The 23,755-nt window shown below is 60.9% G+C and carries 24 protein-coding genes and 1 riboswitch; of the genes, 21 read left to right on the forward strand and 3 right to left on the reverse strand.

What is annotated here, in order from left to right:
* The 19 genes from QZW03_RS07545 to QZW03_RS07635 all read left to right on the forward strand — a co-directional run bounded on the left by QZW03_RS07545 (position 1) and on the right by QZW03_RS07635 (position 17,105).
* On the forward strand, positions 1-483 hold the full coding sequence (locus QZW03_RS07545) for a Spy/CpxP family protein refolding chaperone (RefSeq protein WP_296509368.1): 483 nt from the start codon (positions 1-3) through the stop codon (positions 481-483).
* Between the two features lie 5 nt (positions 484-488).
* A complete protein-coding gene (locus tag QZW03_RS07550; RefSeq protein ID WP_296509369.1) occupies positions 489-788 on the forward strand; it encodes a hypothetical protein in 300 nt (99 codons plus the stop codon).
* A 4-nt stretch (positions 789-792) separates the two neighbouring features.
* Positions 793-1,497, forward strand: a complete 705-nt coding sequence (locus QZW03_RS07555) for a response regulator transcription factor (protein ID WP_296509370.1) — start codon at positions 793-795, stop codon at positions 1,495-1,497.
* Positions 1,494-2,867 carry a HAMP domain-containing sensor histidine kinase gene (locus QZW03_RS07560; protein ID WP_296509371.1) on the forward strand — a complete coding sequence of 458 codons (1,374 nt, stop codon included), beginning with the start codon at positions 1,494-1,496 and terminating at the stop codon, positions 2,865-2,867. The genes QZW03_RS07555 and QZW03_RS07560 overlap by 4 nt, the downstream gene beginning before the upstream one ends.
* A gap of 95 nt (positions 2,868-2,962) precedes the next feature.
* Positions 2,963-4,243, forward strand: coding sequence for a UDP-N-acetylglucosamine 1-carboxyvinyltransferase (murA, locus tag QZW03_RS07565; protein ID WP_296509372.1), 1,281 nt, complete (start codon positions 2,963-2,965; stop codon positions 4,241-4,243).
* A gap of 118 nt (positions 4,244-4,361) precedes the next feature.
* Positions 4,362-4,643 carry a hypothetical protein gene (locus tag QZW03_RS07570; RefSeq protein WP_296509373.1) on the forward strand — a complete coding sequence of 94 codons (282 nt, stop codon included), beginning with the start codon at positions 4,362-4,364 and terminating at the stop codon, positions 4,641-4,643.
* 18 nt (positions 4,644-4,661) lie between these two features.
* A complete protein-coding gene (locus QZW03_RS07575) occupies positions 4,662-7,139 on the forward strand; it encodes a type I restriction-modification enzyme R subunit C-terminal domain-containing protein (protein WP_296509374.1) in 2,478 nt (825 codons plus the stop codon).
* Positions 7,136-8,494 carry a restriction endonuclease subunit S gene (locus QZW03_RS07580; RefSeq protein WP_296509375.1) on the forward strand — a complete coding sequence of 453 codons (1,359 nt, stop codon included), beginning with the start codon at positions 7,136-7,138 and terminating at the stop codon, positions 8,492-8,494. The genes QZW03_RS07575 and QZW03_RS07580 overlap by 4 nt, the downstream gene beginning before the upstream one ends.
* Before the next feature lie 9 nt (positions 8,495-8,503).
* Positions 8,504-9,862, forward strand: a complete 1,359-nt coding sequence (locus QZW03_RS07585) for a hypothetical protein (protein WP_296509376.1) — start codon at positions 8,504-8,506, stop codon at positions 9,860-9,862.
* Positions 9,863-9,976: 114 nt separating this feature from the next.
* A complete protein-coding gene (locus QZW03_RS07590) occupies positions 9,977-10,513 on the forward strand; it encodes a hypothetical protein (RefSeq protein ID WP_296509377.1) in 537 nt (178 codons plus the stop codon).
* Between the two features lie 6 nt (positions 10,514-10,519).
* A complete protein-coding gene (locus QZW03_RS07595) occupies positions 10,520-10,669 on the forward strand; it encodes a hypothetical protein (RefSeq protein WP_296509378.1) in 150 nt (49 codons plus the stop codon).
* Entirely contained in the window at positions 10,666-11,583 is a 918-nt protein-coding gene (locus QZW03_RS07600) for a hypothetical protein (protein WP_296509379.1), read from the forward strand. The genes QZW03_RS07595 and QZW03_RS07600 overlap by 4 nt, the downstream gene beginning before the upstream one ends.
* Before the next feature lie 22 nt (positions 11,584-11,605).
* Positions 11,606-11,878 (forward strand): hypothetical protein, encoded by a 273-nt coding sequence (locus QZW03_RS07605; protein WP_296509380.1) that lies wholly within the window; start codon positions 11,606-11,608, stop codon positions 11,876-11,878.
* A gap of 22 nt (positions 11,879-11,900) precedes the next feature.
* Positions 11,901-12,311, forward strand: a complete 411-nt coding sequence (locus QZW03_RS07610; protein WP_296509381.1) for a PPC domain-containing DNA-binding protein — start codon at positions 11,901-11,903, stop codon at positions 12,309-12,311.
* A 128-nt stretch (positions 12,312-12,439) separates the two neighbouring features.
* Entirely contained in the window at positions 12,440-13,099 is a 660-nt protein-coding gene (locus QZW03_RS07615; protein ID WP_296509382.1) for a hypothetical protein, read from the forward strand.
* Entirely contained in the window at positions 13,092-13,772 is a 681-nt protein-coding gene (locus QZW03_RS07620; RefSeq protein ID WP_296509383.1) for a hypothetical protein, read from the forward strand. The genes QZW03_RS07615 and QZW03_RS07620 overlap by 8 nt, the downstream gene beginning before the upstream one ends.
* Positions 13,773-13,779: 7 nt before the next feature.
* Entirely contained in the window at positions 13,780-15,276 is a 1,497-nt protein-coding gene (locus tag QZW03_RS07625; protein ID WP_296509384.1) for a class I SAM-dependent DNA methyltransferase, read from the forward strand.
* Between the two features lie 6 nt (positions 15,277-15,282).
* A complete protein-coding gene (locus tag QZW03_RS07630; protein WP_296509385.1) occupies positions 15,283-16,335 on the forward strand; it encodes a histone deacetylase family protein in 1,053 nt (350 codons plus the stop codon).
* 47 nt (positions 16,336-16,382) lie between these two features.
* Positions 16,383-17,105 (forward strand): hypothetical protein, encoded by a 723-nt coding sequence (locus QZW03_RS07635; RefSeq protein WP_296509386.1) that lies wholly within the window; start codon positions 16,383-16,385, stop codon positions 17,103-17,105.
* A gap of 10 nt (positions 17,106-17,115) precedes the next feature.
* On the opposite strand, the gene QZW03_RS07640 is transcribed toward QZW03_RS07635, so the two are convergent.
* From QZW03_RS07640 to QZW03_RS07650, 3 genes are read right to left on the reverse strand one after another with little or no spacing between them, the layout of a single operon-like run.
* Positions 17,116-18,312, reverse strand: a complete 1,197-nt coding sequence (locus tag QZW03_RS07640) for an MFS transporter (RefSeq protein WP_296509387.1) — start codon at positions 18,310-18,312, stop codon at positions 17,116-17,118.
* The gene (locus QZW03_RS07645; RefSeq protein ID WP_296509388.1) at positions 18,305-19,168 is read right to left on the reverse strand and encodes an HAD-IIB family hydrolase; all 864 of its coding nucleotides are present in this window, start codon (positions 19,166-19,168) and stop codon (positions 18,305-18,307) included. Before QZW03_RS07645 ends, QZW03_RS07640 begins: the two co-directional genes overlap by 8 nt.
* 4 nt (positions 19,169-19,172) lie before the next feature.
* A complete protein-coding gene (locus QZW03_RS07650) occupies positions 19,173-20,804 on the reverse strand; it encodes a peptide chain release factor 3 (protein WP_296509389.1) in 1,632 nt (543 codons plus the stop codon).
* Positions 20,805-20,939: 135 nt separating this feature from the next.
* Here QZW03_RS07650 and QZW03_RS07655 point away from each other — a divergent pair, with 135 nt between their 5' ends.
* Both QZW03_RS07655 and ahcY read left to right on the forward strand, forming a co-directional pair.
* Entirely contained in the window at positions 20,940-21,953 is a 1,014-nt protein-coding gene (locus QZW03_RS07655; protein WP_296509390.1) for a substrate-binding domain-containing protein, read from the forward strand.
* A 64-nt stretch (positions 21,954-22,017) separates the two neighbouring features.
* A riboswitch (S-adenosyl-L-homocysteine riboswitch) is annotated at positions 22,018-22,126 on the forward strand.
* A 78-nt stretch (positions 22,127-22,204) separates the two neighbouring features.
* Positions 22,205-23,725, forward strand: a complete 1,521-nt coding sequence (gene ahcY / locus QZW03_RS07660) for an adenosylhomocysteinase (protein ID WP_296509391.1) — start codon at positions 22,205-22,207, stop codon at positions 23,723-23,725.
* Positions 23,726-23,755: the final 30 nt, after the last annotated feature.

Raw genomic sequence — 23,755 nt, forward strand, 5'->3', positions numbered from 1 at the left:
ATGAAACTCTTTTTTCGCCGCCACCTCAAGCGCACCCTGATCGGTGCATTCGCCGCCACCCTGTTGGTGGGTGGTCTCTCGGCCTGCGGACACCGCGACGAGAGCTACGGTGCCAACATGAGCGCCGAGCAATACGCCGCCAAGCGCGACAAGATGGTAGACAAAGCCGCCAGCAAACTGGACCTCAATGAAGACCAGAAAAAGCGCCTGACCGTCTTGGGCGACCGCCTTTTTGAGCAGCGCACTGCCCTCATCGGCACCACCAAAGACCCGCGTGCCGAATTGTCCGCGCTGGTGGCCAGCGACAAGTTTGATGCCGCCAAGGCCCAGGCCATGATCAATGAAAAGACGGCCGCGCTCAATACCAAGAGCCCTGAAGTGATTGCCGCGCTGGCCGACTTCTACAACAGCCTGAACGCCACGCAGCAGCAAAAAGTGCGTGACTACATGGAAGGCCGGGGCCGCTGGTTCCACCGCGGCTGAGCACCATGGCCACCGCAGCCATCAACGCCATTGCAGCGCCGCTACGGGCCTACGGGGCCGTGGTGCTCGACGGCTATGACGAACCCCACGCCGAGCTGATGGCCCTGGTGTGGGGGCCCCTGTTCGACCGCGAGCACGCCCGCGCATTGCTAGACAGGCGGCCGGGCTACGTGCCCCGTGTGCTGCACGATGTGCAACAGGCCGCCGACCTGTTTGACCGCTTGGCTGAAGAAGAGCGCAACCGCCTGCGGATGCTGATCCTGCGGCACCGCAGCCGGTGGGACAATGCAGGCGCAACCCACTAGTGCCATGCACCGCATCCTGCTCATCGACGACGACACCCAACTCGGCCCCCCGTTGGCAGCCTACTTTGCGCGCTTTGACATGGCGCTGGAGTCGGCCCTGTCGCCCAGCGCGGGTCTGGCGCGTCTGAAGCAGGGCGGCATTGACGCCGCCATTCTGGATGTGATGCTGCCTGAGATGGACGGCTTTGCGCTGTGCCGCACCATCCGCAAAGACAACGACCTGCCCATCATCATGCTCACCGCCCGCGGCGAGGTGATGGACCGCGTAGTCGGCCTGGAGCTGGGTGCTGACGATTACGTGCCCAAACCCTTTGAACCCCGCGAACTGGTGGCCCGGGTGCAAACCGTGTTGCGCCGTCGCGCACCTGGCGGCAAGGCCGCACTACCCGCCGACCCGAACCTGCTGACTTTCAATGGCCTGCTGGTCAACGCCACCACGCGCACCGCACAGCGCCAGGGCCAACTGCTGGACCTGACCAGCACCGAGTTCGATCTGCTCCTGCTGCTGGCCCGCGCACCGGGCAAGGTCTTCAGCCGTGACGACATATTGAACCAACTGCGCGGCCATGAAGCAGAGCTCTACACCCGTGCGGTGGACATTGTGGTCAGCCGTTTGCGCAAAAAACTGGAGCCGCTGGACTGCATCAAGACATTGCGCAACGCGGGCTACACCCTGGCACTGGAGGCCGCTGCCCCGGGGCTTGTATGAACTGGCGCCGTTTCAAAGAACAGTGCACAAGGCAGCGCCGCGCATTCGGCTATTCGCTGCGCCTGCGCTTGCTGGGCCTGTTTTTCTTGCTGGCTCTAGCGGTGGCTGGCACCTTGTTCTATGGCATGCAAAAAGCCATCACTATCGGCTGGAACGTAGGCGCTAAGCCCATCGTGGTGGACTATCTGGACCGGCTTGCCGCAGACATCGGCAGCCCCCCCGACATTGCCCATGCGCAGGCCATTGTGGAGCGCTTGCCCCTCTCCGTTCGCATCAGCGGGCCGGTGGTCAACTGGCGCAGCCACCCCAACGAGCCCGACTATGCAGAACAGTGGCATGCCGACCACGCCAACGACCCGCGCTGGGACTCTGAGGGCGCCAAGTTCTTTGAGCGCAACACTGCAGACGGCCACCGCATCCAGTTCAGCCTGAGTGTGCAAGCCTGGGCACAGCGCAAAGACTACACCGTGGGCAACATGGTGATCGTCATCTTGTTGTTGACAGCGCTGGGCTACTGGCGGGTGCGCCGCATGCTGCGCCCGCTGGACGACATTCGCGACGGCGCCCGCCGTTTTGGCGCAGGCGACTTTGCCCAGGCTATTCCCGTGCGGCACGCACACCGCCCTGACGAATTGGGCGAACTGGCCGCCACCATCAACACCATGGGTGCAGACATTCACCAAATGCTTGACGCCAAGCGCGCACTGCTATTGGCCATCAGCCACGAGCTGCGCAGCCCGCTCACCCGCGCCCGGCTGAACACCGAGCTGCTGCCCGAAACCGCTGACGTTGCCCCCAGCCGTGAGGCCCTGCTGCGCGACCTGGCTGTCATGCGCGACCTGGTGACCGACCTGCTGGAGAGTGAGCGCCTCGCCAGCCCGCACGCTGCGCTGCACCGCGAGGCGGTGGACGTGTGCGCGCTGGTGGAAGACGTAGTCTGTGAACTCCAAGCCTCCCACGCCAGGGCTGACGCGGAGGCCGGCCCGCGTATCGACCTGCAGCTCCCACCCGACCTGCCCCGATTGCAACTGGACCCGACCCGCATGCGCCTGCTGGTGCGCAACCTGCTCGACAACGCGTTGCGTCACAGCGCCAGCGCCGGACGACCTCCCCAAATTACCCTGGCACTAGTCTCGGGCCAACTTTCTATCACCGTGCGCGACTTCGGCTCCGGTGTCGAGGAAAACCAGCTCCCCCACCTGGGCCAGCCCTTCTTCCGCCCCGATGCGGCCCGCACCCGCGAAGGCGGCGGCGTGGGGCTGGGCCTTTATCTGTGCCGCCTGGTGGCGCAGGCGCATGGCGGCAGCTTCGCGGTGCGCAATGCCCAGCCTGGGCTGCAGGTCGACGTACTCTTGCCGGCCAAGCTGTAACTCTTTCGGTACCCCGGTTACAAAAAACAGGCCCGGAGCGGTAACAATCTCCCCCTCGGCCGGAAAACCCAGGCCTCCCAACACTGAATCTCACCATGTCGACATTTGAAATTGAAGGCGGCGTGCCCCTGCGAGGCACCATTCGCGCTTCCGGCAATAAAAACGCCATCCTGCCCATGATCGCGGCCTGCATCCTGACGGACCAGGAGGTCATCCTCGACAACGTGCCCGACATCATCGACGTGCGCCACATGCTGGACGTGATCGTCGAGATCGGCGGCAAGGTCGAGCGCAGCGGCGAGCGCGTCAGCATCCATGTGGCCAGCGTGCGCACCAGCGAAATCGGCCAGGCCCTGTGCAACAAAGTGCGCACCTCCATTTTGTGTGTGGCAGGCCTACTGCACCGCACTGGCAAGGCGCGCCTGTACCCGCCGGGTGGCGATGTCATTGGCCGCCGCCGCCTGGACACGCACTTTTACGGCCTCATGAAGCTGGGCGCCAAGGTCAGCCTCAACGGCGTGTACGACTTCACCATGCCAGGCCCGCTCACCGGCTCAGAGCTGTTTTTTGACGAGCCGTCGGTCACCGGCACCGAGCACATCCTTATGGCCGCCGCCGTGAGCCGGGGCCACACCCTGATCCGCAACGCCGCTTGCGAGCCGCATGTGCAAGACCTGGCGCACCTGCTCAACGCCATGGGCGCCAAGATCAGCGGCATTGGCACCAACCAGCTCAGCGTGGAAGGCGTGGACTCGCTGCACGGCGCCACCCACACCGTGTGCCATGACCACATCGAGGCCGCGTCCTACCTGGCGCTGGCCGCGGCCACGGGTGGCGAAATCACGGTCGAGGGCACCGACAAACACGCCTATGGCATGTGCCACCGCGTGTTCGAGACCCTGGGTGTGAAGATTGATTTGCACGACAAGCACATCTTCCTGTCCGGCAACCAGCGCATGCAGGTCACCCGCGACTTTGACGGCGCTATGCCCGTCATCGGCGACGGCCCCTGGCCCCAGTTCGCCACCGACCAGATGAGCTGCATGATTACGCTCGCCACGCAAGTCGAGGGCAATGTGCTGTTTTTCGAGAAGATGTTTGAGTCCCGCCTGTACTTTGTGGACAAGCTCATCGGCATGGGCGCCGCCGCCGTGGTGTGCGACCCGCACCGCGTGGTCATCAGCGGCAAGAGCCGCCTGCGCGGCACCACCTTGCCCAGCCCCGACATCCGCGCCGGCATGGCCCTGCTGAGCGCCGCCCTGTGCGCCACTGGCAAGTCCACGGTGCAAAACGCCAACATGATCCAACGCGGCTACGAAAAGTTGGACGAAAAGCTGCTCGCCCTGGGCGCACGCATCATCCACAAACCCAACTAAAGGCAGCACGCGAAAGCGTGTTTGCTATCAAATAAAGAGCTGCCGGCGCACATTCCATAAGCGCTAGCGGCTCTTTTTGTTTGTAACCTAGAATGCAGGCAATGGGAGGAAACGGGGCATGACGCCAGAGCAAAAAGCCAGAGTCAGCATCGACGCACTATTGGTGGCCGCGGGCTGGCACGTCTGCGGTGTGGCAGACGCCAACATCCACGCCAGCACCGGCGTCGCCATCCGCGAATTCCCATTGAACCCCGGCTTTGGCTTTGCCGACTACCTGCTGTATGTCAACGGTAAAGCCTGCGGCGTGATCGAGGCCAAGAAAGAGGGCGCCACGCTCACTGGCGTAGAAGTGCAGTCTGGCCGCTACGCCCAAGGCCTGCCCGCCGCCTTGCCCGCATAGCGCAGGCCGCTGCCCTTTTTGTGGGAGAGCACGGGCGTAGAAACCCACTTCACCAATGGCCTGGACCCCGAGCCGCGCGCCAGAGGCGTGTTCGCCTTCTTCCGCCCCGAGCTGCTGGTGCAGTGGTTGGCCTACATTCCTGCCGCTGCCGCGCCCAACACGGCACACGAAGCCAGCGGCACATTCCTCGCCCGCATGCAACACATGCCCCAGCTCATCACCGAATGGGGCAGCGGCGGCGCGCATTACCAGCTCTGGCCCGCGCAAATCAGCGCCATCACCAATCTGGAAAAGTCCCTGGCCGCCAACAAACCCAAGGCCCTGATCCAAATGGCCACCGGCAGCGGCAAAACCTTCACCAGCATCGGCTTCATTTACCGCCTCATCAAGTTCGGCGGTGCCCGCCGCGTGCTGTTTTTGGTAGACCGTGGCAACTTGGCCCGCCAGACCAAGAAAGAGTTCGACGCCTACGCCAGCCCCTACAACGCCTACAAGTTTGGCGAGGAATACATCGTCCAGCACCTGCAGGGCAACCAGCTCGACACCAGCGCCCGCGTGGTCATCTGCACCATCCAGCGCATGTTCAGCATGCTCAAGGGGCGCGATCTGCCGGACGAGGCGGACGAAGAAAGCACGGAGCGGATAGAGGGCCTGTTCAAAGACCCCGAGCCCATTGGCTACAACCCGGCCATCCCCATCGAGAGCTTTGACATTGTGGTGACGGATGAGGCCCACCGCAGCATCTACAACCTGTGGCGCCAAGTGCTGGAGTACTTTGACGCGTATTTGATCGGCCTGACCGCCACGCCCAACAAACAAACCTTTGGCTTCTTCAACCAAAACCTGGTCATGGAATACGGCCACGCCCAGGCCGTGGCCGATGGTGTGAATGTGAACTACGACGTCTACCGCATCAAGACCGAGGTAACCGAGCAGGGCGCCAAGGTGGACAAGGGCTACTGGCTGGAAACGCAAGACAAAGCCACCCGCCGCAAGACCGCCTGGCAGCTGGACGAAGACTTTGAATACGACCCCGCCGAGCTGGACCGCGCCGTGCAAACGCCCGACCAAATCCGCACCGTGGTGCGCACCCTGCGCGACAACTGGAAGGCAGACCTCTTCCCCCAGCGCCAGGAGCTGCCCAAAACCCTGGTCTTTGCCAAAGACGACAACCACGCCGAAAAGATTGTCGAAATCTTGCGCGAAGAGTTTGGCCGTGGCAATGAGTTCGCGCAGAAGATCACGTACAGAACCACCGGCACCAGCCCCGAGCAGCTCATCAAAGACTTCCGCACCGCCTACTACCCGCGCGTGGCGGTGACGGTGGACATGATCGCCACCGGCACCGACATCAAGCCGGTGGAAATCGTCGTCTTCATGCGCTCGGTCAAAAGCCGCAGCTTCTTTGAGCAGATGAAAGGCCGGGGTGTGCGCATCTGCAACCCCACCGACCTGGCCGCCGTCAACCCCGGCGAAGGGGTGAAGAAAGACCACTTCGTCATCGTCGACGCCGTGGGCGTGTGCGAGCGCGACAAAACCGACAGCCGCCCCATGGACGCCAAAAAAAGCGTGCCCCTGGACAAACTGCTGCAAGCCGTCAGCCTGGGCAATGTGGAAGACGACGTGCTGAGCAGCATCGCCGCCCGCCTGGCCCGGCTGGACCGTGACGCCAGCGACGCCGACCAAGCCAAGGTGATGGAATTAAGCGGCGGCAAAACCCTGCGCGACCTGGCACGCGGCATTGTCGAAGCCCTCAATCCGCCAGACGAAATAGCCGTTCGCCCTGAGCTTGTCGAAGGGCAATTGAGAGAAGCAACCAAGCCCTTCTCCGCACCAGCATTGCGCGAGCAGCTATTAAAAATGAAGCAAAAGGCGGACATGGTCATCGACACCGTGACGCAAGACACCCTGCTCAGCGCCGGTTTTGCCGAAGGCAGCGACCGTGCCGCAGCGCTGGTGCAGACCTTTGAAGATTTCATCACGCAGCACAAAGACGAAATCACCGCCCTGCAAATCTTGTACAGCAGGCCCACCCGAGCGCCGCTCAAGTTTGAAGACGTAAAAGCCTTGGCCGACGCCCTGCACGCCCCGCCGCTGAACATTGACGAAGGCGCCCTGTGGCAAGCCTACGCCGCGCTGCGCAAAGACAAGGTGAAGGGCGCGAGCCAGCGCCGCCTGCTCACCGACTTGGTCAGCCTGGTGCGCTTTGCCATGCAGCAGACCAACGAGCTGGTGCCCTACCCCGAGCGCGTGCAAGCCAACTTCAAAGCCTGGCTGGCCCAGCACCAGCAGGCCCACGCCACCCCCTTCACCACCGAACAACAACACTGGCTAGAAATGATCCGCGACCACATCGCCGCCAACCTCGGCATAGAAATAGACGACTTCGAATACGCCCCCTTCAACACCGAAGGCGGCCTGGGCAAAGTGCACCAGCTATTTGGCGCGGCACTGCCCAAGGTGATTGAGGAATTGAATCGGGAGTTGGCGGCGTGACGACAGCGCAACTCGGAGAAATCGCAAGCATCGTTCGCGGCATTGCCTTCCCAAAAGAGGACAAGCGAGCCGAACCGCTTCCGGGTCACGTTGCCTGCTTGCGGACCACCAACGTACAGCGTTCAGTCGAATGGGAAGACCTCTGGTTCGTTCCAGAAAAGCACGTCAAGCGCGAAGAGCAGATTGTTCGCCCCGGCGACATTCTCATCTCCACTGCAAACAGCTATGAGCTTGTCGGCAAGGTTGCTCCTGTTATGGGTATGCCGCACAAGGCAACCCTTGGCGCATTCATCTCGCTCATCCGTCCGAACGAACGTGTTGAGCCCAAGTTCCTCTATCACCAGCTCGCTTGGGGCAAGACGCAATCGCGCATCCGCGAAACCGCATCAACGACGACAAACATATCGAACGTTTCTACCAAGAAGCTGCTCACCCTTGATCTGTTCACGCCGCCGCTAGATGAGCAACGCGAAATCGTCGCCGAACTCGAAAAACAGTTCTCCCGCCTCGACGAAGCCGTCGCCAACCTCCAGCGCGTCAAAGCCAACCTCAAACGCTACAAAGCCTCCGTCCTCAAAGCCGCCGTCGAAGGCCGCCTCGTAGAAACCGAAGCCACCCAAGCCCACCGCGAAGGCCGCACCTTCGAAACCGGCGAGCAGCTTTTGCAGCGGATTCTTGAGGAGCGGCGGGCGAAGTGGGCGGGCAAGGGCAAGTACAAGGAACCTGCTCCTTTGGCCGCCGGTTTGCAAGATCTCCCTGAGGGGTGGACTTGGGCTGCAGTTGAAATGGTTTGTGACGCAATCGTGGACTGTCCCCACAGCACTGCAAAGTTTCAGGCTCAAGGGTATCCCTGTGTCGACACAACGTGGATGACAACTGAAGGACTGGCGCCTGAGCGCGCGCGCTTTGTTGATGACGCAACTTACAAAGACCGAATATCGCGGCTGGCGCCAAAGACTGGCGACATCGTGTTTGCTCGCGAAGGCACCATCGGTACGGCAGTACTTATTCCAGAGCGAATGACGCCGTGCCTCGGTCAACGCGTAATGCTCTTGCGTACTTCACCTGAGTATTCGAATGGGCTGTTGGTGCATGTTTTGCACTCCGAGGTTGTCAAAACTCAGTATCGGGCTCAAGCACTCGGTAGCACGGTGGCACACATCAATGTGGGCGATGTAAAGCGATTTGCCGTGCCTGTCCCACCCGTGAGCGAGCAAGTCCGAATCCTCGCCGAAGTCGACCGCCACCTGTCAATCGTCCGCGAAGTCGAGGCCGAGGTCGACACCAACCTCAAGCGCGCGCAGGCGCTGCGGCAGGCGACGCTGGCGAAGTCTTTCTCACAAACGGTTTACTAGGACTGCTGCATGTCTTCACCCATTGGCGGATTTCTAATCTCTTTTGATGAGTCACAGCGGAACGCGTTCCTGAAAGAGGTACGTGACTTAGAGAACGGTTTTACCGATGCACTGAGTAGCGACGATTGGCCTGTTCGGCACTGGGAGGTCTGTGGCTTGCTTTTTGAGCCAGGAAAGATCACTCATTGGGCGTTGGCGCGCAAGGGCAACAAAGTTGCCACCGGGAAGGTTCGTGTTGAGTTCACAGAAGTTACACCGACGTCCATTCAAATCGAGGCGGTCAAATCGCTGATGGCGAATGCATCGCAGGTCAAGATTGTCAGCGCACGCTCTGGAGTTGGCGGTGCAATTGGTGAGCCGACCTGGAAGAGCCTGAAGGAGGCCATTGGTCAACTGGATGAAGACTCCTTGAGGGTGCTAGAGCGTCTTGAGCGGATGAAAGTGCAGAGTCGAAACATCATTGTTCGCCCCGGTGTTGAAGTGGTCGCCCAGCAGCGGGATGCGCTAGGTGTAGCGTTAGACGCGTTTGATCAAACGGGCCAATTGCGCAAGCGGACACTTCAAAGTTGGGCCGCGCCTGAAGGTAATGTTTTGACTTCATTTTTGGATGGACTCTCAGAGGTTCGCACAATTGAGGACCAGCTCATAGCGAGGGATGCAGCAACTTTTCCAACCGCCGAAGAGCGCAGGCTTACGACCGTCGGTGCTGTGTTCAAAGTGGGTGGGCGGACGTTGGAGGTTTTTAACTTGAACCGGACCCGCGTTGAGCATGCGACTGGGGCTGACTTACTTTATTTCCATGAGCAATGCAACGCATGGACGCTTGTTCAATACAAGTCCATGGAGCGTGATGATGGGGCGCCAGACAAGCGCGCTGTTTATAGACCAGATACGACCTTTGATAGTGAACTGCAACGTATGGTCGACTTCCGCCAGCAAACACCTGACGCGTGGTCAGTTGCGGATAGCCCTGACGCCTATCGCCTGAGTGGTGACGGCTTCTTTTTCAAGTTCTGTTCCAGAATCCAGCTGGAGGTGTTGTCCGATACGTTGTTACCAGGGATGTACTTACCCCGAGAGTTCATGGCGTCTGTTTTGAATGACTCTAGGTCGTTGGGCGAGCGTGGCGGTCGTATCTTGACGTTTGAAAATTCTGGTCGGCATTTGACGAACACGCTTTTTTCAGAGTTACTGCGTGAAGGCTGGATTGGAACCCGAGGCGTTTCGTCCGAAAAAATCGCACAGATCGTAAGGAATTCTTTGTTAGGGAATAGGGCTGTGTCGATTGCAAGAGCGCGGCCAGCCGGGATTGCTGAAAATTTGGAAGAAACTTTGCAGCAGATTGGGGTGGTTTCTGGAAATCCTTGATGTGAGATTTGAGATGTGAGATGTGAGATGTGAGATGTGAGATGTGTGTGTCGGCGACATGTCTGATCACTTACGAGAGGAGCAGTTAGTAAATAGTATTTATAGGGAGCATTCATGAAATTCGAAGTCGTCGGTCCATTTTTCATCAAGACGCCTAGCATCATAAAAATCGATGACATCAAGCAATTGAAATTGATGATCTCCGAAAACGCGGCGCAATCTAGCTTGCTAGCAGCACCAGGTTGCTATGTCTTTGGCATCAAATCAACTGGTTCAAAGCGGGTAGTTCCTTGGTACGTGGGAAAGTCAGAAAAGCAGTCTGTGTTCAAGGAGGCCACTAACGCTGCTCATTTGCAGGTCTACAACGAGATATTGGATACATACAAAAAGGGGCATCCTGCGTTGATATTTTTGCCGCAGATTACAAGTTCTGGTGCGCCGTCAAAGGTTGCCAAAGGTGACGCTAAGAAACCGGCAATTGAGTTCTTGGAGGATTGGCTTATTGCGGCTGCGCTCCGATCCAACCCAGATCTTTACAACATCAAGAAAACAAAAATGCTCAATGAGCTTTGGGTCCGAGGATTGTTCAATGCAACTCAGGGAGACAGTAACGCTGCATCTAAAGCGTTGAAAGCTTCTTTGAAGCTGTAGATGCAAATGAGTACACCCTTCTCCCTCTGCATCTTCGTCGCCGACGGCGACCCCGACGGCCTGTGCATCGTCGACAAGTCCAACAGGATCGGCAAGGCGCTGGTGTTCCCGCGTGAGCTGCTGCCGCACCTCGACTGCGTAGAGGGTTCACCGTGATAGGTATTGATCGAAACAACTGGCTAGTCTACGAAGGGACATCCATGTATGGGCATGGTGTTTGGCCAACGCCAGTTGTGTTGCGCGCAACCATAGTCGCAGTTGAAGAAGACTGGGGCAAGCTTCCAACCTCAATGCATATAGATGATGCAAAACTCGTCTTTCGCGAAGACATGTTCGACCCGGTCACTGGCTTGAGGCGTGGACGGCTTTACCAGTGGCACGATGGGCAGACTCAGCCTAGTACTTGGTATGTCCACCAGCACCCCGCAGTGTTTGAGGATGTGGGACATCGAGACACAGCCGGGCGATTCCGAAAAGAGTTGCTCACTTACCATGACGCGAATCCCTTTGCTGGCCGGGTGTTGGCCGCGAATGGCGAATTGGTAATTGCGCTTGGTACCAGTGATGCCTTGTCTTTATGGACGGTGGTGCAAGTCGAACGCATCGCCTCAGGGCAAGAGCTTTTGTCCATCAAGGCCAGGTCGAATTTGGGAGTTTTGCCAGAGCTCGATTTCGTTAAGGTGCCCGCTGCTTCAAAAGAGGCCGTACTGGCGGCACTGACCAAATTGCGTGTTGCTGCATACAGAGAGCAGGCCAGCTCGGTAGTGGAGCAATGCCGACCAACGGCGCAGGTTATTCTTTCGCACTGGTTTGACGCTGTTGCTGGAATAAATGCAAGGGCCGATGACCTTGGCGATTTAATTAAGAAAATCGAGAAGAATGATGTTGGCAAGGATCGTCAAATACTCCTGAATACGGGAAGAACACTCGGCCTCTTTCACAACCGCAATAAGCCAAACGTAAAGGAGAAGTTTGGTGAGTTGGCGCGGGACATTAAGGAGTCCGATGCTGCATTTGCTTTGCAGGCCATCGCACTATTGCTACATGAGGTGGGCTGGACCAAAGCTTGAATGCAAAGAGGACTGACAGCATATGCAAACCCCTTTCTCCCTCCGCATCTTCTTAGCCGACGGCGACCCCGACGGTCTGCGCATCGTCGACAAGTCCAACTGGATTGGCAAGGCGCTGGTGTTCCCGCGTGCGCTGCTGCCGCAGGTTAAGGTCCGGCCCGAGCTGGCGCAGACCGGGGTGTACCTGCTGCTGGGGCCGCGCTCGGACGGAGAGGGCGACATGCTCTACGACCACGGCCGGGCAATGCTCTGCTTCAATTTTGATAGCTTCTTGCGCAAGATCCATGTGCGCTAGAGCCTGATTTGGCATAAATTTTATGAAGACACTGCCCGTACGTCTCTTGCCCGGCCAAGACCTGCGCGCCGCGCTGGAAGCCGCTGTGCAAGCCCACAACTGCCGCGCTGCGTTTGTGCTGTCTGGCATCGGCAGCCTGTCCACGGCGGGCATCCGCCTGGCAGGGGCGGCGCAGCCCACGCGGCTGACCGAGAGCATGGAGATCCTCACCCTCTCGGGCACCGTGGCCGCCGGTGGCGACAAAACGGCCTCGCACATGCACATGGCCATTTCCACCGCCACCGGGCAGGTGCTGGGCGGGCATGTGGCGCCGGGCTGCATCGTGCTCACCACGGCCGAGGTGCTGCTGGCCCTGCTGCCCGACTGGCAGTTCACCCGCGAGCCAGATGCCGGCACCGGCTATGACGAGCTGGTGATCCGGGCGCAGGGTTGAGGTGCTATTTCTTTTATAGCTGCTTGCGCAATATTTACGGGAGATAGAGGCACATTTCTTTCTTAACTTGCCTTTGCATGGCAATTCATTTACATTCAATATTCGCGATTCACGAATATTGAATGTAAATGCAGCTCAAGCCCCAAGACTTCCTGGTTGCCCTCAAGCTAGTGGCTTGGGGTGAGCAGCGCTGGACGTATGCGCGGCTGGCGCAGGAGCTGGGCATTAGCGTGTCTGAGGCGCATGCGTGCATCAAACGCGGGCTACAGGCGGGGTTGCTGGTCGATACGGCTTTGTTGGCACCACCGCCAGAGGCCACGCCGGGGGTACAGGAGGCGGTGGCGGTGTATCGCGTGCAGGCCAGGCCGCGCCGAGCCAAAGCGGCGATGGCCACCAACGCCGACAACCCGGCTCGGGTGAATAGCCGAAATTTGGCTGAGTTTGCAGTGCACGGGGCCAAATATGCTTTCCCGGCAGAGAAGCTGCCAGTCTCGGTGGGCGTGCCCACCAGCCACAGCGCACCTGCTTTTGCGGGCGTGTTTGCCCCGGGCTCAGACGATTGGGTGTGGCCGCACCCCAATGGCACGGTACGCGGACCAGGTCTGGAGCCCTTGCACCCCAGCGTGCCCTACGCCGCAATGCAAGATGCCAAGCTTTACGAGATGTTGGCCCTGTTCGATGCCTTGCGTGTGGGCAGGGCACGGGAGCGAGGAATGGCACTCAAGCGCTTGCCGTTGTTGATCTATCCAGACGGCCCGAAACCTGCTGAGAGGCCCATGTATGGCTAATCCAAACATTGAATTACTTACCTCCATTGCCAATGCGATGGGCGATTTGCGGGAGCAGGTGGTGTTTGTGGGCGGATGCGCAACCGGGCTGCTGATTACACAGCCCTTGGTAGCAGACGCTCGGGCCACCGAAGACGTGGATGCCATTGTGGAGGTGGCGTCATTGGTGGGCTACCACGCGCTGGCTGGGCAGTTGATGGAGCAAGGCTTCCAACAAACCATGGCCGACAACACGCCGCCGTTTCGCTGGTACTGGAATGGCATGCAGCTGGACTTGGTGCCACTCGACGAAAAGGTGCTGGGTTTTGCAAACCGCTGGTACAAGCCGGGGTTTGAGACAGCAGCCACGGCAACGCTGCCTTCAGGTTTAGTGCTGCGGCATCTTTCAGCGCCATACTTCATGGCGACCAAGCTGGAAGCGTTTCAGGACCGGGGCAACAACGACGTGTACCTGAGTCACGACCTGGAGGATGTCATCACCGTGGTGGATGGTCGTGAAGAGTTGATCAGCGAGCTAAGTTCCGCTCCACCCGATGTACGCGATTTCGTGGCGCAAACCTTGCGGGGCATATTGCGACACACCGATTTCACCAACGTACTGCCCGGTATCGTTTCACAAAGCAATCGCACCGGCCTGGTACTGCAGCGGTTTACACACATTTCCGAGTTATAGAAAACCCATGAACACCACCACCAACTCCCTCGTCCAGAAGCTCTGGAACTATTGCAACGTGCTGCGCGACGACGGCATGAGCTATGGCGACTATGTGGAGCAGCTCACCTACCTGCTGTTTCTCAAGATGGCCGACGAGCGCAGCGCGCCGCCCTACAACCAAAGCAGCATCGTGCCCGCCGCCTACGCCTGGCCCACGCTGCTGGCCAAAGACGGCGACGAGCTGTTTGACCACTACCGCCACCTGCTGGAGAAGCTGGGCCAGGAGAAAGGCACGCTGGGCCTGATTTTCGGCAAGGCACAAAACAAGTTTCAAGACCCGGCCAAGCTGCGCCGCGTGATTGTCGATTTGATAGACGCCGAGACTTGGACGGTGCTGGGTGCGGACGTGAAGGGAGATGCCTATGAGGGCCTGCTGGAGAAGAACGCGCAAGACACCAAGAGCGGTGCGGGCCAATACTTCACGCCCCGCGCGCTCATCCAAGCCATGGTGGACTGCATGGCCCCGCAGCCGGGTGAGCGCATTACCGACCCGGCCTGCGGCACGGGCGGCTTTTTATTCACCGCGCACAACTTTATTACCAGCCATAACAAGAGCCTCACGCGTGACCATCTCAAGCACCTGAAAGAAAAAGCCTTCACCGGCTACGAGCTGGTGCAGGCCACCGCACGGGTGTGCGCCATGAACATGATGCTGCACGGCATTGGGTCTGAGAAGCAGGTGCCTGTGGTGGTGGGCGACGCGCTGGCCGCTGACCCCGGCGAGCGCTTTGAAGTGGTGCTGGCCAACCCGCCGTTTGGCAAGAAGAGCAGCACCGTCATCGTGGGCGAAGACGGCCGCACCAGCACCGAGAAAGACACCATCGAGCGCGACGACTTTTGGGCCACCACCAGCAACAAGCAGCTCAACTTTGTGCAGCACATCAAAACACTGCTCGCCACCCATGGCCGTGCAGCGGTGGTGTTGCCGGACAACGTGCTGTTTGAAGGCGGTGCGGGCGAGACCATTCGCAAAAAACTGCTGCACGAGTGCGATGTGCACACGCTCTTACGCCTGCCTACCGGTTTGTTCTACGCGCAGGGCGTCAAGGCCAATGTGGTGTTTTTTGAAAAGAAGGGCGCGTCTGAGACGCCGTGGACCAAGCAGCTGTGGATTTACGACTTGCGTACCAACAAGCACTTCACGCTCAAGACCAACCCGCTCTCGCGAGCGGACCTCGATGAGTTTGTAGACCTGTACCGGGTTGGCAACCGGCACCAGCGTCAGGACACATGGTCAACCGAGAACCCGGACGGCCGCTGGCGCGCCTACAGCTATGACGAGCTGGTGGCCCGTGACAAGACTAGCCTGGACATCTTCTGGCTCAAAGATGATTCATTGGCCGACAGTGACAACCTGCCCGCACCCGGCGTGATTGCGCTGGAAATTGTGGAAGACCTGCAAGCCGCGCTGGAGCAGTTCAAACTGATTGCGGCAGACATGACCGAAGGCGCTATTGAGTAAAACACCATGAAAACCTTTTTCAACCACCTCCACGCCCAGCACCAGGGCAAAGTCGAAATGTTCCGCGGCGCGCTGGTGCCGTGCTTTGAGGTGCCGGCCCGAGCCGACCATGTGTTGGCCGAACTGCAGCGCCGCCCTCTGGGTGCGGTGCTGGAGCCGCAAGCCTTTGGCGAGGCGGCGCTCACCGCCATCCACAGCCCGCGCTACCTGCGCTTTTTGGCTAGCGCCTGGGACCAGTGGGTGGCGCTGGACGCGGCCAACGCGGACAAGGACATCCTGCCCTCGGTGTGGCCCACGCGCACCTTCCGCACCGACATCGAGCCCGACAACTTTGCCGCCAAGATGGGCTTGTATTCCTATGACGCAGGCACGCCTTTCACCAGCGGCACCTGGGTGGCTGCGCGCGCCGGGGCTGACTGCGCCTTGAGTGCGGCGCAAGCCGTGCTAGCAGGAGACCGCGCCGCCTTTGCCCTGAGTCGCCCGCCCGGCCACCATGCGGGGGCCGACTTTTTTGGCGGCTACTGTTTCTTGAACAACGCAGCCTTGGCCGCCCAACATCTGCTGGACCAGGGTGAAGGGGCGGGCATCAAAAAAGTGGCGGTGCTGGACGTGGACTACCACCACGGCAACGGCACCCAAGCCATCTTTTACGACCGGCCCGATGTGTACTTCGCCAGCATCCACGGCGACCCGCGCACCGAGTACCCGTTCTATCTGGGCCATGCAGATGAAACTGGCTCCGGCGCTGGATGGGGTGCCAACCTCAACCTGCCGCTGCCGCGTGGCACCGACTACGCCACCTGGGCCCAAGCCTTGGAAACGGCGTTGGCGGGCATCGAAAAGTTCGGCGCAGACGCGCTGGTCGTGTCGCTGGGCATGGACACGTTTGAAGGCGATCCGATTTCGGGCTTCAAGCTCAAGTCAGGCGACTACCTGCGAATCGGCGAGCGCCTGGCCAAGGCCGGCTTGCCCACCGTGTTTATCTTTGAGGGCGGCTACGCTGTCGAAGAGGTGGGCATCAATGCGGTCAACGTGTTGCAAGGCTTTACGAACCCGTAACATCCGCCCGCCGGAAACCCCGCCCCGTAGCGGCTAAGCTCATGTTTATGACGACATTTATTCAATTTTGCAGCCCCGAGTGGCTTCAGCGTTGCCTGCGGGCCACCGTGTTGGCGGTTGCCGCGGCGGTGGCGGTACCCGCCCTCGTGCAAGCCCAAGGCGTTACCGCCACGCTGGACAACGCCGCCTCCACCGAGCGCCTGATTGCCGAGTTCGGTGGCTGGATCGGCAACCACCACGACGCCGACCAACTCATCACCACCCTGCGCAGTGGCAGGCCCACCGCCACCGCCGGTGCGGCCAGCCGCGAGCCGGCCACCGGTGCGCTGGGGTATGGCGAGGTGCGCCTAGCGCTCAAGCTCGCACAGGGTGCTTTGGCACAGCAAGGGGTCGCGTACCCCGATGCGGCGCAACTACAAGCGGCTTTGCATGGTGGCGTGCTACATACCGCCCAAGGTGAGCAGACCCTGGAGGGCGTGCTCCCCCTAAAAGCGCAGGGCACCGGCTGGGCCACCATGGCGGACCGCTACGGGCTGACCACCGAAGACATGCTGCCCCCGCCGGGTAAGCCAGTCGTCGTCAAGCGACTGATGGAGCCCTCTGCCAAGGCAAAGGCCAAAGCGGGTGCCAAAGGGAAAGCGAAAACCAGCGCCAAGGCAAAGTCCTCCCCCAAGGGCAAAGCCGGAGCCAAGTCCGGCGTCAAGAAAGCCACTGGTAAAGCGACCAAGGCGGCATCCAGCAAGGCCAAACCTGCAGCTGCCAAAAAGTAGGCAGGCAGCCTCAGTCCACTGTGGGGCGGGTGCGCAGCAATGCCGCCAAGCCGATGGCGGCTACCAGCATGAGTACCACCGGGAACAGCGTGGTGGCTGACCACTCGATCAGCGCCCCGCTGACGCCTGATGCCACCAGCCCACCCAAGGTGTAGTTCAGTACCAGCACTGCGGTGCTGTTGACCAGCGCGTTGCCTTTCTCACGGGCGCCTATGTCGGTCATGCACAGGGTGTAAAGCGCGCTGCCTGCAGCGCCCAGCAAAAACACCACCGGCCAGACCAGCCAGGGTGCTTGCTGGACCGCTAGAAGAGCAGCCGCGCACACTAGGGCCATGCCGGTGATGCCACGCATCAGCATGCGCCGGCCCCGGGCCGGTTGGGCAAAGCGGTCTGCCACCATGCCCACCGGAATAGCGATCAGCGTGCTGCCGGCTCCGCTCACCGAAATCATGAGCGCCGCCGCACTGGCCCCCATGCCCAGTGTGAGACCGTAGAGCGGGAGGATGGACGCTAGGCCCAGCTCAAAAAAGCCGCCGATAAAGCCCGCCAGCATCAGGATAGGGTGCTGCTGCACTGCCAGCCATAGACCGCGCGGCCCGAGGTGTGCAGTGTCAGGCTCTTGCGGTGGGGCGATGGCCGGAATGAACGCCGTCCACAGCAAGCCCGCACTCAGCAACCCGATCACCCAGGCAAGCGCCGTGCGCCCTTCGCTGCCAGCCCAGGCCAGTAGGGTCGGGCCGATCACAAAGGTCATGCCCACCATGGTGGCGTACATGCCCATGGTGCGCCCCAGCCGCTCGGGCGGCGAAAACTCGGCAATATAGGCCTCCGCCAGCACCCAGCGCAGCCCTCCGGCAATGCCCGCCAGCAACTCCAGCGCAAACCAGAGCCCCAAGTGGTCCGTAGTCAGAAAACCAATGGCTGCAAGCAGTGGCATACCAGACGCAAACCACATGGTTTGCCGCCGCCCCCACCGCTGGGTGAGTGCCGAGGCAAACGGCGTCACTATAAAAATACCCAGCCAGGTGGTGGCCGCAAACAGGCCGGCCAAGGTGGTGGACACCTCGCGCTCCTTGAGCAGCACCAGCATCAACGGCGAGAGCATGAACACGCCCGAGAGCTGAAACAGCGTCGAGCCAAACACCGCCAGCAGCCCCATGGCGGGGCTGCGCCGGGCAGCCGGTGCGGGGGCGTGCGGCTCAGCCATGGTGCTGTGCGGCCAGCAGAGCCCGCGCCACCTCGGCAAAACCCGCGCCACGGGCGGAGGGCGTCACGTAGGCCGGCAGGTGGGTCAGCTGCGGTGCAAACCGCGCAATATTGGCCACCCCGATGCTCTGGGGCAGGTGCTGGAACATGACTTGGTCATTGCCCGAGTCGCCTACAAACGCCCAGTGGTCCGCCTCGGCCGCCAGATCACGGCCCAGCAGCTCGCGGACGATCCAGCAGGCGCCGGTCCACTTATTGAAGTCCCCAAAGCAGCCGTGGATGTGGATGCTGCTCACAGTGGTCTGCATGCCGTGGCTTTGTAGCAGGGCCAGCACACGGTGCACTGTTTCGGGCGGGTGCTGTGCGAACTCCGCGTAGTCAAACGCGAGGTCGGTTTCGCGGCCCGCGCTGTCGCGACTGAGCTCCACGCCGGGCACCTCTGCCACCACCTGCGCGGCAATGGCGTGCATGCGGGCTTGGTTGGCGGTGCGCTCGGCGGCCGTCTGTTGGTATCTTTTTGATAGCGCCTTGCGCATATTCTGCGTGGGCTGGAGGCCTATTGGGCTTGAATTTGCTTCGCCGGAGCAGTCGGGCGCAAACGCCACCGCACCGTTCTCGGCCACCATGGCGTCCACCGGCCAGGCAGACCCAAGAGTGCCCGCCACGAAGGGCTCGCACCAGCCGATGGGCCGCCCGGTGATGGGTATCACCGTAAGCCCGGCCGCCTTCAAGTCCCCCAGCGCCTGTAGCGCCTCGGGGGCAATGTGGCCCTCGTGCGTCAGGGTGTCATCGATATCGGTGAAGACGCCGGTGATGCGGCGGCGGGCCTCGGCGGGCCAATCTGCCAAGGGTTTCACGGGTCTACCCCGCGTTTTGCAGCGCCAAGCCCGCGTGCTCGCGCAGCGGGTGGAAGTGGATTTTGGGGAAGCGCTCTTGCGCCAAGCGCACGTCGTACGGGCTGGTGCACAGGTAGGCCAGGGTGTCGGCCGCGTCCCGCGCCATGCGCAGGGGGTAGGCGTTCACAAACTCTTGCAGCTCTTTGGGCGTGTCGGCGGTAATCCAGCGGGCGCCGGTGTACTGACTGCCTTCGAGGCGGATGTCGGCGTCGTACTCGCCCTTCAGGCGGTGCTGCACCACTTCAAATTGCAACTGGCCCACCGCGCCCAGCAGCATGTTGCCGCCCATTTCGGGCTTGAACACCTGGATGGCACCTTCCTCGCCCAGCTGGGCCAGGCCTTGCTGCAGCTGCTTGGTGCGCAAGGGGTTTTTCAGCACCACGGTCATGAACATTTCGGGTGCAAAAAAGGGCAGGCCGGTGTACATGAGGTTGACGCTGCCATCGGTAATGGTGTCGCCCAGTTGCACGCCGCCGTGGGTGGTAAAGCCCACGATATCGCCCGCATAGGCCTCTTCCACGGCCTCGCGGCGCTGGCTCATGAAGGTCACCACGCTGGTAGGGCGCAGCTCTTTGGCGGTGCGCATGACTTTGAGCTTCATGCCCGGCGTGTACTTGCCAGACGCCATGCGCACGAACGCAATGCGGTCGCGGTGGTTGGCGTCCATATTGGCCTGGACCTTGAACACCACGCCGCTGAAGGCCTCGTCTTCCGGTTGCACTTCTTTCACCACCGGCTGGCGGTTCACCATGGTGGTGCTCACGCGTTGCTGCGGAGCGGGAGCGAGGTCGACCAGCGCGTCCAGCACCTCCATCACACCGAAGTTGTTCACCCCGGAGCCGAAGAACACGGGGGTTTGCTTGCCGGCCAAAAAGGCCTCGTGGTCCCAGGCGGGGCTGGCGCCGGTGGCCAGCTCCATGCTCTCGATGGCGGTGGTCCACTCGTGGCCGAAGCGCTGTTGCAGGGAGTCCGCGTCGTTCAGGGGCACGGTGTCGAAGTCTTGCGGGCGGCGCTCGCTGCCGGACTCAAACACGGTCATGGCCTGGGTGCGCAAATTGATGATGCCGCCGAACGCCTTGCCCTGGCCCACGGGCCAGGTCATGGGCACGCAGGGCATGCCCAGCTCGCGCTCGATTTCGTCCAGGATGTCGAGCGGCTCGCGCACTTCGCGGTCCATCTTGTTCACAAAGGTGATGATGGGCGTATCGCGCTGGCGGCACACCTCAATCAAGCGGCGGGTCTGGGCTTCCACGCCGTTGGCCGCGTCAATCACCATCAGCGCCGAGTCCACGGCGGTCAGCACGCGGTAGGTGTCTTCCGAGAAGTCTTTGTGGCCGGGAGTGTCGAGCAGGTTGACCACGTGGTCGCGGTACGACATCTGCATCACCGAGGATGCGACCGAGATTCCGCGTTGCTTTTCAATTTCCATCCAGTCACTCGTGGCGTGGCGACTGGCTTTGCGGGCCTTCACCGAGCCGGCGATCTGGATCGCGCCCGAGAATAGCAAGAGCTTTTCAGTGAGCGTGGTCTTGCCGGCGTCCGGGTGGGAAATGATCGCAAATGTGCGGCGGCGGCGGGTCTCGGCAAGAAAGGTCATGAAGGGGGAGGGCTGCAGGCAGCGGCTGAGGCAAAGGGGGGGATTTTAGGCTCCCCGGGCGGAGTGCGTCTGCCGTGGCTGAAGCCGCACCCTTAAACTCGCGGCCACAAGAAACCAGTATTCGCGGAGACCAGTGTGAGCATCAAGCAAATGGCCCAAGCCTTGGGGCTGTCAACTTCCACCGTGAGCCGGGCTCTGAACGGGTATGCCGACGTCAATGCCTTGACCCGCGCGCGCGTCAAAGAAATGGCGGACACCCTGGGCTACCGTCCCGATGCCGGTGCGCGCCGGCTGGTGCGCGGCAATACCGATGCCATCGGAATCGTGTATTCCGCCGCGGTCGAAAATCTGGGTAACCCGCAGTTTCTGGACATGGCCGACGGCTTGGGCGAGCGCTTGGAGCGCGAGCACCAGGATTTGTTGCTGGCGGTGGCCAAAAACGAAACCGAACTCGAAATTTATGAGCGCTTGTTCAGAGGCGGCCGGGTCGACGCGGTCATCGTGCCCAATACCCGGGTCCAGGACCCGCGCGTGGACTTCCTGCTGGAGAAAAACTACCCCTTTGTAGGCTACGGCCGCACGGCCGACTGCGCGCATTACTCCTGGCTGGACTTTGACAACGATCTCGGCAGCCAACTGGCGGTGGAGCATTTGCTGGCACTGGGCCACACCCGCATTGCCTATGTGCACGCGCCGCTGGAGCTGAACTTCGCCTTTCAGCGGCACCGGGGTTATGTGTCTGCTTTGCAGGCTGCGGGTGTGGCCTGCGTGCCGGGGTATTGCATCGGCGGGGTGAATGACCGGCGTAGCGGCTTGGCGGCCGTGGCGCAGGTGTTGGCTCTGTTCCCCCGGCCCACGGCGGTGCTGGTGGACAACAACCTGGGCGGTGTGGGGCTGATCCGCGGTTTGCTGGACGCGGGCCTGCACGTGGGCAAAGACATTTCGGTGGTGGTGCACGGGGATATTCCCCAAGACACCTTGCTCACGGGCCTGAATGTCACTACCGTCACCCAGCCCACACCGCAAACCACCGGGATTGCATTGGCCGAAATGGTGATGAAGGTGCTGCGCGAACCCGATGGTGGCCCGTATCAACTGCTGCGCCAGCCGGCCTTGCAACTGGGGAGCAGTACCGGCCGCGCGGAATGACGGGCCGGACGCCCGATTGCCCCATCAACTTGGTGTGGCAATGGAGTCGTGGTTAAAATCTTGCATTTCCGAGGAGCGTTGCAGCCCGCCATGTATCTGTACAGATACCGCGAGTGAGGCTCGGAACCCACGGTGCGCCTTGCACCGTGTCTTCACAACGGCGCTCACCCACTGGAAATGTGTGCGGTGAGTTGCTTGTCAAATCCCCCGTGTGCGCCAGTGGCAATGCAAATCAACGTTTGGAGCACACCATGAGCGCTGTATTGAAATTGGTTAAAAACGCCAAGACCCCCAAGGCCGTGAAGGCCGCAACCCCCGCCAAAGCTGCAGCCGCAGTCGTGGTGAAAGCAGAAGACTTCAAGATTGCTGACCTGAGCCTGGCTGCTTGGGGCCGCAAAGAGCTGACCATCGCCGAGACCGAAATGCCCGGCCTGATGGCTATCCGTGAAGAGTTCGCCAAGGCGCAGCCTCTTAAGGGCGCCCGCATCACCGGCTCGCTGCACATGACCATTCAGACCGGCGTGCTGGTCGAAACCCTGCAAGCTCTGGGCGCTGATGTGCGCTGGGCTTCGTGCAACATCTTCTCCACTCAAGACCACGCAGCCGCTGCGCTGGTAGCCAAGGGCACACCGGTGTTCGCGCACAAGGGCGAGTCGCTGGAAGAGTACTGGGACTTCACCCACCGCATTTTTGAATTCGGTGGCAAAAAAGGCACTGCAGCCGAAGGCCCCAACATGATTCTGGACGACGGCGGCGATGCCACCTTGTTGATGCACCTCGGCGCCCGCGCTGAGAAAGACCTCAAAGTGCTGGCCAAGCCCGGCAGCGAAGAAGAGGTGTGCCTGTTCAACGCCATCAAGGCCAAGCTGAAGGTGGACCCCACCTGGTACAGCCGCCGCCTGAAGAACATCATCGGCGTGACCGAAGAAACCACCACTGGCGTGCTGCGTTTGAACGAAATGTCCGCCAAGGGCACTTTGGCCTTCCGCGCTATCAACGTGAACGACTCGGTCACCAAGAGCAAGTTCGACAACCTGTACGGTTGCCGCGAGTCTTTGGTGGATGCCATCAAGCGCGCTACCGACGTGATGATTGCCGGCAAGGTAGCTGTGGTGGCCGGTTACGGTGACGTGGGCAAGGGCTCTGCCCAAGCACTGCGCGCCTTGAGCGCCCAAGTCTGGGTAACTGAAATTGACCCGATCAATGCCCTGCAAGCCGCCATGGAAGGCTACAAGGTCGTGACCATGGAATACGCTGCCGACAAGGCTGATATTTTTGTGTCTGCCACCGGCAACAAAAACGTCATCACCTACAAGCACATGGAGGCCATGAAGGACCAGGCCATCGTTTGCAACATCGGTCACTTCGACAACGAAATCGACGTCGCTTCGCTGGAAAAGTTGAAGTGGGAAGAGATCAAGCCGCAAGTCGACCACGTGATCTTCCCCAAGAGCGGCAAGAAGGCCGAAAAGCGCATCATCTTGCTGGCGAAGGGCCGCCTGGTGAACCTGGGTTGTGGCACGGGCCACCCCAGTTTCGTCATGTCGTCCAGCTTTGCGAACCAGACGATCGCCCAGATCGAGTTGTTCACCAAGCCCAAGGAATACAAGGCCGGCAAGGTTTATGTGTTGCCCAAGCACTTGGATGAGAAAGTGGCACGTTTGCACCTGAAGAAAGTCGGCGCGATGCTGAGCGAGCTGACGGAAGAGCAGGCTGCGTACATCGGTGTGAGCCAAGCCGGTCCGTACAAAGCAGATACGTACCGCTATTGATAGCACCCCCGAGGTGCCTTGGGCGCCTCC

Source organism: Rhodoferax sp. (assembly GCF_013297935.1).
Lineage (GTDB): Bacteria > Pseudomonadota > Gammaproteobacteria > Burkholderiales > Burkholderiaceae_C > Allorhodoferax.

Bases quoted from the DNA above. Each gene is read 5' to 3' on its own strand.
- QZW03_RS07550 (WP_296509369.1), top strand. From the start codon at position 489: ATGGCCACCGCAGCCATCAACGCCATTGCAGCGCCGCTACGGGCCTAC.
- QZW03_RS07555 (WP_296509370.1), top strand. From the start codon at position 793: ATGCACCGCATCCTGCTCATCGACGACGACACCCAACTCGGCCCCCCG.
- QZW03_RS07605 (WP_296509380.1), top strand. From the start codon at position 11,606: ATGCAAACCCCTTTCTCCCTCCGCATCTTCTTAGCCGACGGCGACCCC.
- QZW03_RS07620 (WP_296509383.1), top strand. From the start codon at position 13,092: ATGGCTAATCCAAACATTGAATTACTTACCTCCATTGCCAATGCGATG.
- QZW03_RS07545 (WP_296509368.1), top strand. From the start codon at position 1: ATGAAACTCTTTTTTCGCCGCCACCTCAAGCGCACCCTGATCGGTGCA.
- QZW03_RS07640 (WP_296509387.1), bottom strand. From the start codon at position 18,312: ATGGCTGAGCCGCACGCCCCCGCACCGGCTGCCCGGCGCAGCCCCGCC.
- ahcY (WP_296509391.1), top strand. From the start codon at position 22,205: ATGAGCGCTGTATTGAAATTGGTTAAAAACGCCAAGACCCCCAAGGCC.
- QZW03_RS07625 (WP_296509384.1), top strand. From the start codon at position 13,780: ATGAACACCACCACCAACTCCCTCGTCCAGAAGCTCTGGAACTATTGC.
- QZW03_RS07590 (WP_296509377.1), top strand. From the start codon at position 9,977: ATGAAATTCGAAGTCGTCGGTCCATTTTTCATCAAGACGCCTAGCATC.
- QZW03_RS07595 (WP_296509378.1), top strand. From the start codon at position 10,520: ATGAGTACACCCTTCTCCCTCTGCATCTTCGTCGCCGACGGCGACCCC.
- murA (WP_296509372.1), top strand. From the start codon at position 2,963: ATGTCGACATTTGAAATTGAAGGCGGCGTGCCCCTGCGAGGCACCATT.
- QZW03_RS07615 (WP_296509382.1), top strand. From the start codon at position 12,440: ATGCAGCTCAAGCCCCAAGACTTCCTGGTTGCCCTCAAGCTAGTGGCT.
- QZW03_RS07630 (WP_296509385.1), top strand. From the start codon at position 15,283: ATGAAAACCTTTTTCAACCACCTCCACGCCCAGCACCAGGGCAAAGTC.
- QZW03_RS07570 (WP_296509373.1), top strand. From the start codon at position 4,362: ATGACGCCAGAGCAAAAAGCCAGAGTCAGCATCGACGCACTATTGGTG.
- QZW03_RS07585 (WP_296509376.1), top strand. From the start codon at position 8,504: ATGTCTTCACCCATTGGCGGATTTCTAATCTCTTTTGATGAGTCACAG.
- QZW03_RS07635 (WP_296509386.1), top strand. From the start codon at position 16,383: ATGACGACATTTATTCAATTTTGCAGCCCCGAGTGGCTTCAGCGTTGC.
- QZW03_RS07560 (WP_296509371.1), top strand. From the start codon at position 1,494: ATGAACTGGCGCCGTTTCAAAGAACAGTGCACAAGGCAGCGCCGCGCA.
- QZW03_RS07650 (WP_296509389.1), bottom strand. From the start codon at position 20,804: ATGACCTTTCTTGCCGAGACCCGCCGCCGCCGCACATTTGCGATCATT.
- QZW03_RS07610 (WP_296509381.1), top strand. From the start codon at position 11,901: ATGAAGACACTGCCCGTACGTCTCTTGCCCGGCCAAGACCTGCGCGCC.